Genomic DNA, 9,096 nt, shown 5'->3' with positions numbered 1-9,096 from the left:
GGGCGGGCCCTGCGGCGTTCGGTGCGTGCTCTCGGCGTGCCGGGCGGACGCCCGCGTACTGGTTGTACTCGGGTGTTCGCCCGGTGCGGCGAGAGGGCGTGCCGGGCGTCGCGGGGCAGGCGGGACTTTGCGGACACCCCCTAGGCCATGCTCCACAGCAGCAGGGCCGTGCCGAGGAAGCCGACCGTGCCCAGGGTCGTCCCGGCTGCCGCCGTCCACATGCGGCCCGTGCCCTGGCGGGCGTAGTGGATGCCCATCGCCCCGAAGGTGATGGCGAGCGCTCCGGCGATCACCGTCCAGGGGATGAGGAACGCCCAGGTGCCGACCGCGGAGAAGGCGCCGAGGGCGAGGGCCGTGGGGCCGAGGGCGGTGGCGGGTGTGCCGGTGTCGGTGGGCGCGGTGGATCCGGACATGGCTTGTCCCCCTGCTTTTGAACGAGTTCAAATCGCACGTCGATCGTACCGCCGCAAGGCTGCTGCCCGGCCGAAACCCCGCAGGAGGAACCGATGACCCTGCTCACCCTCTCCGTCCCGGAGGCCGCGGTATGACGACCGTGGAAGGCGTCGAGGCGCGCGGGACGCTGCACTGCGAGACGACGGCCCTGGGCGTGCTGCTGCGGCACGAAGGGCTCGATCTGTCCGAGCCCATGCTCTTCGGCCTCGGCTCCGGCCTCTCCTTCGTCTACTGGGACGGCAAGGCCATGGACTTCCCGTTCCTCGGGGGACGGGTGAAGCCGTTCGAGCTCACGAGGAACCTCGCGGACCGGCTCGGCCTGGAGCTGGGCGTCAGGGAGACGTCGTCCCCGCGCAGGGCCTGGGAGAACGTCGCGGGCCCGGTGGACGCCGGGCGGCCCGTCGGACTGCAGGTCGACAGCCACTACTTGGACTACTTCACCTCGAAGGTCCACTTCGGCGGGCATGTCGTCGCCCTGTACGGATACGACGAGCGCGACGCCTTCCTGGTGGACACCGGGCAGCAGGGCGGAGCGGTCTCCACCAGCCTGGACAGTCTCGCCCGGGCCAGGGCCGCGCGCGGGCCGATGACCGCCAGGCACCGGTCCTTCACCCTCGCCGTCCCGGAGAACGCGCCCTCCCCCGAGGCGGGGATCGTGCCCGCCGTCACCGCGTGCGCGCACGCCTTCCTCCACCCGCCGATCGCCAACCTCGGCCACCGGGGCATCGAGAAGGCCGGCACGCTCGTGCGCACCTGGCTCCGGCGCGCCGACGACCCCGGGCGGGACCTGCCGCGGGCCGCCGACCTGATGGAGAAGGCCGGCACCGGCGGCGCCCTGTTCCGCAACCTCTACCGCGACTTCCTCGCCGAGTGCGCCGCGACGCTCGACAGCCGGCACCTGCGCACCGGGCACCGGCTGTACGCCGAGGCGGCCGCCCTGTGGACGGACGTCGCCGCGCTCGTCGCGCGCGCCGGTACGTCCGGGGACGAGCGGTACCTCGTGGAGGCGGGCGCCGTCCTCGGAGACATCGCGCGCGTGGAGAGCGACGCCATGCGGGCGTTGAGCCTCCTGGGGGACGGAGCCTCCGCCGGATGAGGACGGAGCCTCCGCCGGGGAGGGCGGAGGCTCCGGGGCGGCCGGGCCCGGTCAGCAGATCGACTGGCTGCTGTTCACCCGGGTGATGTTGCGGAACGTCGTGTTCTCGCCGCAGGGGCTCTCCCGGAGGGACGAGTTGGTGACCGTCAGGTTCTGGATGGTGATGTCCTTGTTGTTCGGGAACTCCGAGCGCGCGGCCAGCCGCAGTTCGCCGCCGCCCGTGATCGTGCCGCTCTGGGCCGCGAGGTTGACGTTGTAGCAGTTCTCGATCAGCACCGAGTTGTTGCCGGTGTTGGAGAGCGTCACCTTGTTGATGACGGCGCCGCCGCTCTCCGACACGCAGAACACGCCGCGTCCGCCGCCGCGCGCGATGACCTCGCCGACCCGGATGTTGGTGGGGTAGCCGCTGCCGACCCGGCCGTTGCGGTTGGCCATGCGGAAGGCCGCGTAGCCGGTGCCGGTGCCCGCGTTCTCCGCGTCCACCTTGGTGACGTTGGCGTTGATGGTCTGGTTGAGGAGCAGGCCCGACTCGCCGACGTTTCGGGCCGTCACCGTGCCGATGGTGATGCCGTCGACGCCGTAGGTCTCGACCGCGTGGCTGGACGCGCCGGAGACGTAGACGTTGTCGATGCGGACGTTGCGCGTCCACTGGCTGGTGTCGCCGCGGTTGTCGATGCGGACGCCCAGGCCGCGGGAGAGGCGCATGTCGATCTGGCCGAGCACCACGTTCTGGACGTTGCGCAGGAAGATGCCGTACAGCGGAGTGCCGGTGAGCTTGAGGTTCTGGACCTCGACGTCACGGGTGCCGCGCGAGTAGACCGGCGCCTGGTCGCCCGAGCCGGTGCCGGTGACGTTGATGGTGCCGCAGACGTCGAGGACGGTGTAGCTCGGGAGCGAGATGCGGGAGCCTGCCGAGATCGAGCCCGAGCCGCGGACCACGACCCGTTCCTTCGACGTGCGCCCGGCGGAGAGGCTGTTGACCGCCGCCTGGACGGCGGCGCGCATGTCGGTGCCGGTGTAGACCGTGCTGCCGCCGCGCCGGGCGGTCCAGTTGCTGCCGCTCTGCACGGCCTCGGCCTGGTACGAGCCGTCCCCGCAGGCCAGCGCCCGCGCGGGGGCGGCCGTGGCGGGGGCGGTCAGGGTGCCGGCGGCGGTGAGGAGGGCGGTGGCACCGGCGGCGGCGAGGAATGCGGCTCTGCGTCCCATGGGGGCCTCGGTTTCGTCGAACGTGGGGGGTGTGCAAGCGCTTTCTGCGCGCCGGGAGTCTGGCAAAGGGACGGCAAAGCGTCAATGGATGCGACACGGACCGGAGTTGCCCGAGATGCGGGGGAGTGGCCGGGCGGTCGTGCGGGAAACTCGACCGCATGCGTAGTGCGTACAGCGTGGAGACGGTCAGGACCGCCGAACGGGAGCTGATGGCGCGGCTGCCGGAGGGGGCGCTGATGCAGCGCGCCGCCGCCGGGCTCGCCGCGGCCTGCGCCGACCTGCTGGGGCGGGTGTACGGCCGCCGGGTCGTCCTGCTGGTCGGCAGCGGGGACAACGGAGGTGACGCGCTGTTCGCCGGGGCCCGGCTGGCCCGGCGCGGTGCCGGGGTCACGGCGGTGCTGCTCGCTCCGGAGCGTGCTCATGCGGCGGGGCTCGCGGCGTTGCGGCGGGCCGGGGGCCGGGCCGTGGCGGTCGGCGAGGCGGTCGGGGCCGGCGGGGTGGAGGAACTGGTCGAGCGGGCCGATCTGGTCGTCGACGGCATTGTCGGGATCGGCGGGAAGGGTGGACTGCGGCCGGACGCGGTGCCGCTGGCCGCCGCCGCCGAGCGGTCGCGGGGCGCCGTGGTCGCCGTCGACCTGCCGAGCGGGGTCGACGTCGACACCGGGGAGGTGCGGGGCGTCGCCGTCCGGGCCGATCTGACGGTGACGTTCGGGACGCACAAGCCGGGGCTGCTCATCGACCCGGCGCGGGAGTACGCCGGGTCGGTGCGACTGGTCGACATCGGGCTGGAGCTGCCGGCCGAGCCGGAGCTGGAGGCGTTGCAGCACGTGGACGTGGCCCGGCTGCTGCCGGTGCCGCGGGCGGAGAGCGACAAGTACCGGCGGGGGGTCGTCGGGATCGCCGCCGGGTCGGCGCGGTACCCCGGGGCCGCCGTGCTGGCGGTCGCCGGGGCGCTGCGGGGCGGGGCCGGGGCCGTGCGGTACGTCGGGCCGGCCGCGGAAGCGGTCATCGCGCGGTTTCCCGAGACGCTCGTGTCGGACCAGGGGCCGAAGCACGCGGGGCGGGTGCAGGCGTGGGTGGTCGGGCCGGGGGCCGGGGACGACGCGGCGACGGTGGGGGAGGTGCTGGCGGCGGAGGTGCCGGTGCTGATCGACGCGGACGGGTTGCGGCTGGCGGACGCCGGGGTCGTGCGGGGGCGCCGGGCGCCGACGCTGATGACACCGCACGCCGGGGAGGCGGCGGCGCTGCTCGGGGTCGAGCGGGGAGAGGTCGAGGGGGCCCGGCTGGCGGCGGTGCGGGAGCTGGCGGGGCGGTACGGGGCGACGGTGCTGCTGAAGGGGTCGACGACGCTGGTCGCCGACTCGGGGGGCGGGGCGGTGCGGGTGAATCCGACGGGGACGTCCTGGCTGGCCACGGCGGGCAGCGGGGACGTGCTGTCGGGGCTGGCGGGGTCGCTGCTGGCGGCGGGGCTCTCGGCGGTGGACGCGGGGAGTGCGGGGGCGTACGTGCACGGGCTCGCCGGGCGGCTGGCGGCGGAGGGGGCGCCGGTCGGGGCGCACGATGTGGCCGCGGCGATTCCGGAGGCTTGGCGGAATGTCCTGGAGTGAGGGGACGTCTGGGGGGTGCCGCCCCAGGCCCCGGCTGAGGTGACCTCCGGGGGCTGCCGCCCCCCAGACCCCCGCTTCGGCCTGAACGGCCTCGTCCTCAAGCGCCGGACGGGCTGGATTCGGCTGAGCGGGGTCGTCGGGTGCGGCGTCGGGTGCGGTGCCCGGCGGGCTGGGTCTGGTTGAGCAGGTCGTCGGGTGCGGTGCCCGGCGGGCTGGACCTCGCTGAGCAGGTCCGGGTGGTCTCGGTGTGGGCTGATGCCTCTGGGTGACCCCCGCCGCGCGGCGCCCCGGCCGCTTCGGGTGCTCGCGTTTTTCTGATCGTATGACCCCGAGACGTACTACCGGCCGTGCCCTCGCCCTCCTGCTCGTTCTCGTCGCCGCGCTGCCCGTCGAGGTCGCCGGTGCCGCTCCCGTGCCGCCCGCTCCCGGGCCCCTGGGCGAGCTGGTCCCGGGGGTCGCGCCGGGGCCGGCGCAGCCCTGGTCCGTGGACACGCCCGACCAGGCGCTGCCGCCGGTGGTGTACGCGCCGTCCGCCGAGGAGGACGCCGTCGAGCCGCGCGGCGCGGTGCCGGGGACGTACGCGCTCGTGGAGTACGTGCCGCTGGGGGAGGCGGTCGCGCAGGTGAGCTGTACGCGGCAGGCCGGGCCGTATCAGCGGCAGGTCGAGCGGTGGCTGGGACTGCGGGTGGACGGGAGGCAGTCGGCGGCGGACTGCCGGGCCATCCGGGCGTTCCAGGTGCGGCAGGGGATCAAGCCGGCCATCGGGTTCGCCGGTCCGGTGACCTGGTCGCGGATGCGGTACCTGTCGGCGCGCACCAACCCCAACGCCGCCGGGAGGTGCCCGGTGCGCAGCCACCCCGTGGCGTGCGTGGACCTCGACCGGCAGCTGATGTGGGTGCAGAAGGGCAGGACGGTCGTGTTCGGGGCGGTGCCCATCCGCAGCGGGCGGGCCGGGTACCGGACACGGGCCGGGTGGCACAAGATCTACTGGCGGCACAAGAACCACTGGTCGACGCTGTACAACACGCCGATGCCGTACTCCCAGTTCTTCAGCGGCGGGCAGGCCTTCCACGGCGTCTACGGCAGCCTGCACACCGGCGTCGGCTCGATGGGCTGCGTGAACCTCACCGTGGGTGACGCCCGACGGCTCTGGGGCGTGCTGAAGAAGGGCGACCGGGTGTTCGTGTGGGGGCGGCGGCCCGGGACGTAGGCGACCTGCTGGCGGGCCGCTGCCTCGGGGGTGTCGGGGCCCTCTGAGACACTGGGCGCGATGAGCGAGAGAACAGCCCCGCGGACCGCGACCCTGCGGGCCCGCGCCGAGATCGACCTGGCCGCCCTGCGGGCCAACGTGCGGACCCTGCGCGCCCACGCGCCGGGCGCTGCCCTGATGGCCGTGGTGAAGTCCGAGGCGTACGGCCACGGGGCTGTGCCGTGCGCCCGCGCCGCCGTCGCCGCGGGGGCGAGCTGGCTGGGCACGGCCACGCCCGAGGAGGCCCTCGCCCTGCGGGCCGCCGGGCTGCCGGGCCGCATCATGTGCTGGCTCTGGACCCCCGGCGGGCCCTGGCGCGAGGCGATCGAGGCCGATCTGGACGTGTCCGTCAGCGGGATGTGGGCCCTGGAGGAGGTCACCCGGGCCGCCCGGGAGGCCGATCGTCCCGCTCGCGTGCAGCTCAAGGCCGACACGGGGCTCGGACGGGGCGGCTGCCCGCCCGGCGACTGGGCCGACCTGGTCCGCGCTGCGCTGCGCGCCGAGTCCGAGGGGCTGCTGCGCGTCACGGGGCTGTGGTCGCACTTCGCCTGCGCCGACGAACCCGGCCACCCCTCCATCGCCGCCCAGCTCGACCGCTTCCGCGAGATGGTCGCCCACGCCGAGCGGCAGGGCGTCCGGCCCGAGGTCCGGCACATCGCCAACTCGCCGGCCACGCTCACCCTCCCCGAGAGCCACTTCGACCTGGTCCGCACCGGCATCGCCACCTACGGCATCTCGCCCAGCCCCGAGCTCGGCACCCCGGCCGATTTCGGACTGCGCCCGGTGATGACGCTGTCGGCCTCGCTGGCCCTGGTCAAGCAGGTCCCGGGCGGGCACGGCGTCAGCTACGGGCACCGGTACGTGACGCCCGGGGAGACCACCCTCGGCCTCGTCCCGCTCGGCTACGCGGACGGCATCCCGCGGCACGCCTCCTCGGCCGGCCCGGTGCTGGTCGAGGGCAAGTGGCGGACGATCGCGGGGCGGGTCGCCATGGACCAGTTCGTCGTCGACCTGGGCGGCGACGCGCCCGCGCCGGGCGCCGAGGCCGTTCTCTTCGGGCCCGGGGACCGCGGCGAGCCCACCGCGGAGGACTGGGCGCAGGCGGCCGGAACCATCGCCTACGAGATCGTGACCCGGATCGGAACGCGCGTTCCCCGCGTCTATGTGAATGAGGAACAGGACGGGTAACTCGCACCGGTAGGACTGGTCACGCGAGGAACGAAAGGCACCCTGGTAACAAGGGCAACACCAGCCACACGGCATCATCCGACCCAGTGCGTCACCCGATCAGCAGCCCGGCGAAGAGGAGCGGTACGTGAGCGAGAGCAGTGCGGAGGTCGTCGCGGACGTCGCCTCCGCGGCCGTCGCGGCCTCCGCCGCGGGGGCGGCGGGAGGCTGGCGCCGGGCGACCGGCATCGCCGGCGTCGCGATAGGCGTGGTGGCCGCGGGCGCGGCCGCCGGCGTCGCCCTGGAGCGGATGACCGTGGGCCGGGGCATGCGCCAGAAGGCCCGGCTCGCCCTCGACTCGGCGGGCCCCTACGGCTCGCTGCGCGGCATGCCCGGCAAGGCGTTCGCCGACGACGGCACGGAGCTGTACTACGAGGTCGACGACCTCGATCCGGAAGCCGCCCCGGCCATCGGCCCACGCCGCCGGCGGCTGTTCGGCCGCAAGGCACCCGCGCCCGTCACCGTCGTCTTCAGCCACGGCTACTGCCTCAGCCAGGACTCCTGGCACTTCCAGCGGGCGGCCCTGCGGGGCGTGGTGCGGACGGTGCACTGGGACCAGCGCAGCCACGGCCGGTCCGGGCGGGGCGTCGCCCAGAACCGGGACGACGAGCCGGTCACCATCGAGCAGCTGGGCCGCGACCTGAAGGCCGTCATCGACGCGGCCGTGCCCGAGGGGCCCATCGTGCTCGTCGGACACTCCATGGGCGGCATGACGGTGATGGCGCTGGCCGACCAGTACCCGGAGCTGGTCCGCGAGCGGGTCGTCGGGGTCGCCTTCGTGGGGACGTCGTCGGGACGGCTCGGCGAGGTCAACTACGGGCTGCCCGTCGCCGGCGTCAACGCGGTGCGGCGGGTGCTGCCCGGGGTGCTGAAGGCGCTGGGGCAGCGGGCCGAGCTGGTGGAGAAGGGGCGCCGGGCGACCGCGGACCTGTTCGCCGGGATCATCAAGCGGTACTCCTTCGCGTCCCGGGACGTCGACCCGGCCGTGGCCCGGTTCGCCGAGCGGATGATCGAGAGCACGCCGATCGACGTCGTCGCCGAGTACTACCCGGCGTTCAACGACCACGACAAGACCGAGGCGCTCGCGTACTTCGCGGACCTGCCGGTCCTCGTCCTGGCCGGGGTGCAGGACCTGGTCACGCCCAGTGAGCACAGCGAGGCGATCGCCGACCTGCTCCCGGACGCGGAGCTGGTGCTGGTGCCGGACGCGGGGCACCTGGTGATGCTGGAACACCCGGAAGTGGTCACCGACCGGCTCGCCGACCTGCTCACCCGCACGGGTGCCGTGCCCGCAGGGGCTACCGTGAAGGGCTATGGAAGCACCAGCAGCACCGCACAACCCGGCTGAGCCCGGATCCGTCCAGATCGTCGTCACGTCCCCCGAGCAGATGCGGGAGCTGGGCCGCCGGCTCGCGAAACTGCTGCGCGCGGGCGACCTGGTGATGCTGAGCGGGGAGCTCGGCGCGGGCAAGACGACCCTGACCCGCGGGCTGGGCGAGGGGCTCGGCGTGCGCGGGGCCGTCACCTCGCCGACCTTCGTGATCGCCCGGGTGCACCCCTCGCTCGGCGACGGGCCGCCGCTGGTCCACGTCGACGCCTACCGGCTCTCCGGCGGTCTCGACGAGATGGAGGACCTGGACCTGGACGTCTCGCTGCCCGAGTCCGTGGTCGTCGTGGAGTGGGGCGAGGGCAAGGTCGAGGAGCTGACCGAGGAGCGGCTCCAGGTCGTCATCCACCGGGCGGTGGGCGACACGACCGACGAGGTCCGGCACATGACGGTCACCGGTCTGGGGGAACGCTGGGCCTCCACGGACCTGAGCGTGCTCGCCGCCTGAGCCCTGCCGCCCGGGCGGGTGGCACCCGGTGCGGTCTTTTGATGAACGTTCCGACAAGACGTCGGCAAGATGTTGCGTCCGGCGTCCCGGGCGTGGTCACATGGTATCCAGTCCGTAGTTAGGTGTACCTAACTACGTCCGCCCCCGGCCTTTCAGGAGGCGTCCATGTCGGCTACAGAGAGCAAGGGGCAGCCGCTGCCGTTCGCGGTCGCCGGGGTGTCCATGCGGGACCTGCTGGCGGCGGGCGAGGCCGCGGCGCTGATCTCCACGCCGCCGCGCGCTCCCGAGCCGGACTTCTCCGAGCCGGTGGAGGACCACCGCGAGGCCGCCTAGGGGGTGTCCGCAAAGTCCCGCCTGCCCCGCGACGCCCGGCACGCACTCTCGCCGCACCGGGCGAACACCCGAGTACAACCAGTACGCGGG

Annotated in this window: 9 protein-coding genes; 7 read left to right on the top strand and 2 right to left on the bottom strand. The window is 74.1% G+C overall.

Features of this window, described 5'->3' with window-relative positions; genetic code table 11:
- Positions 1–140: 140 nt before the first annotated feature.
- Complete coding sequence (locus tag ABZ948_RS40115) at positions 141–413, bottom strand: hypothetical protein (RefSeq protein ID WP_359768071.1); 273 nt, start codon at positions 411–413, stop codon at positions 141–143.
- A gap of 131 nt (positions 414–544) precedes the next feature.
- Here ABZ948_RS40115 and ABZ948_RS40110 point away from each other — a divergent pair, with 131 nt between their 5' ends.
- Positions 545–1,549 (top strand): BtrH N-terminal domain-containing protein, encoded by a 1,005-nt coding sequence (locus tag ABZ948_RS40110; protein ID WP_359768070.1) that lies wholly within the window; start codon positions 545–547, stop codon positions 1,547–1,549.
- Positions 1,550–1,600: 51 nt separating this feature from the next.
- Here ABZ948_RS40110 and ABZ948_RS40105 read toward each other — a convergent pair whose 3' ends face one another.
- Entirely contained in the window at positions 1,601–2,755 is a 1,155-nt protein-coding gene (locus ABZ948_RS40105; RefSeq protein ID WP_359768069.1) for a hypothetical protein, read from the bottom strand.
- A gap of 158 nt (positions 2,756–2,913) precedes the next feature.
- Between ABZ948_RS40105 and ABZ948_RS40100 the strand changes: the two genes are divergently transcribed.
- The 6 genes from ABZ948_RS40100 (at position 2,914) to ABZ948_RS40075 (ending at position 9,006) form a co-directional block, all read left to right on the top strand.
- Positions 2,914–4,362, top strand: coding sequence for an NAD(P)H-hydrate dehydratase (locus ABZ948_RS40100; RefSeq protein ID WP_359768068.1), 1,449 nt, complete (start codon positions 2,914–2,916; stop codon positions 4,360–4,362).
- Between the two features lie 322 nt (positions 4,363–4,684).
- On the top strand, positions 4,685–5,572 hold the full coding sequence (locus tag ABZ948_RS40095) for a L,D-transpeptidase family protein (protein WP_359768067.1): 888 nt from the start codon (positions 4,685–4,687) through the stop codon (positions 5,570–5,572).
- Between the two features lie 60 nt (positions 5,573–5,632).
- Positions 5,633–6,799 carry an alanine racemase gene (gene alr, locus ABZ948_RS40090; RefSeq protein WP_359768066.1) on the top strand — a complete coding sequence of 389 codons (1,167 nt, stop codon included), beginning with the start codon at positions 5,633–5,635 and terminating at the stop codon, positions 6,797–6,799.
- A 127-nt stretch (positions 6,800–6,926) separates the two neighbouring features.
- Positions 6,927–8,186, top strand: a complete 1,260-nt coding sequence (locus tag ABZ948_RS40085; RefSeq protein ID WP_359768065.1) for an alpha/beta fold hydrolase — start codon at positions 6,927–6,929, stop codon at positions 8,184–8,186.
- Entirely contained in the window at positions 8,152–8,673 is a 522-nt protein-coding gene (gene tsaE / locus ABZ948_RS40080; protein WP_359768064.1) for a tRNA (adenosine(37)-N6)-threonylcarbamoyltransferase complex ATPase subunit type 1 TsaE, read from the top strand. Before ABZ948_RS40085 ends, tsaE begins: the two co-directional genes overlap by 35 nt.
- A 165-nt stretch (positions 8,674–8,838) precedes the next feature.
- A complete protein-coding gene (locus ABZ948_RS40075) occupies positions 8,839–9,006 on the top strand; it encodes a hypothetical protein (RefSeq protein ID WP_359768063.1) in 168 nt (55 codons plus the stop codon).
- The last annotated feature ends 90 nt before the right edge of the window (positions 9,007–9,096 follow it).

The organism is Streptomyces olindensis (assembly GCF_040645895.1).
Lineage (GTDB): Bacteria > Actinomycetota > Actinomycetes > Streptomycetales > Streptomycetaceae > Streptomyces > Streptomyces olindensis.
Note: the sequence above shows the minus strand (reverse complement) of the source record. Positions and strands in the feature narration are given on the sequence as shown.

What these genes read in the sequence shown, in the direction of transcription:
- ABZ948_RS40115 (WP_359768071.1), bottom strand. Translation starts at nt 413, where the DNA reads ATGTCCGGATCCACCGCGCCCACCGACACCGGCACACCCGCCACCGCC.
- ABZ948_RS40110 (WP_359768070.1), top strand. Translation starts at nt 545, where the DNA reads ATGACGACCGTGGAAGGCGTCGAGGCGCGCGGGACGCTGCACTGCGAG.
- ABZ948_RS40105 (WP_359768069.1), bottom strand. Translation starts at nt 2,755, where the DNA reads ATGGGACGCAGAGCCGCATTCCTCGCCGCCGCCGGTGCCACCGCCCTC.
- ABZ948_RS40100 (WP_359768068.1), top strand. Translation starts at nt 2,914, where the DNA reads ATGCGTAGTGCGTACAGCGTGGAGACGGTCAGGACCGCCGAACGGGAG.
- ABZ948_RS40095 (WP_359768067.1), top strand. Translation starts at nt 4,685, where the DNA reads ATGACCCCGAGACGTACTACCGGCCGTGCCCTCGCCCTCCTGCTCGTT.
- alr (WP_359768066.1), top strand. Translation starts at nt 5,633, where the DNA reads ATGAGCGAGAGAACAGCCCCGCGGACCGCGACCCTGCGGGCCCGCGCC.
- tsaE (WP_359768064.1), top strand. Translation starts at nt 8,152, where the DNA reads ATGGAAGCACCAGCAGCACCGCACAACCCGGCTGAGCCCGGATCCGTC.
- ABZ948_RS40075 (WP_359768063.1), top strand. Translation starts at nt 8,839, where the DNA reads ATGTCGGCTACAGAGAGCAAGGGGCAGCCGCTGCCGTTCGCGGTCGCC.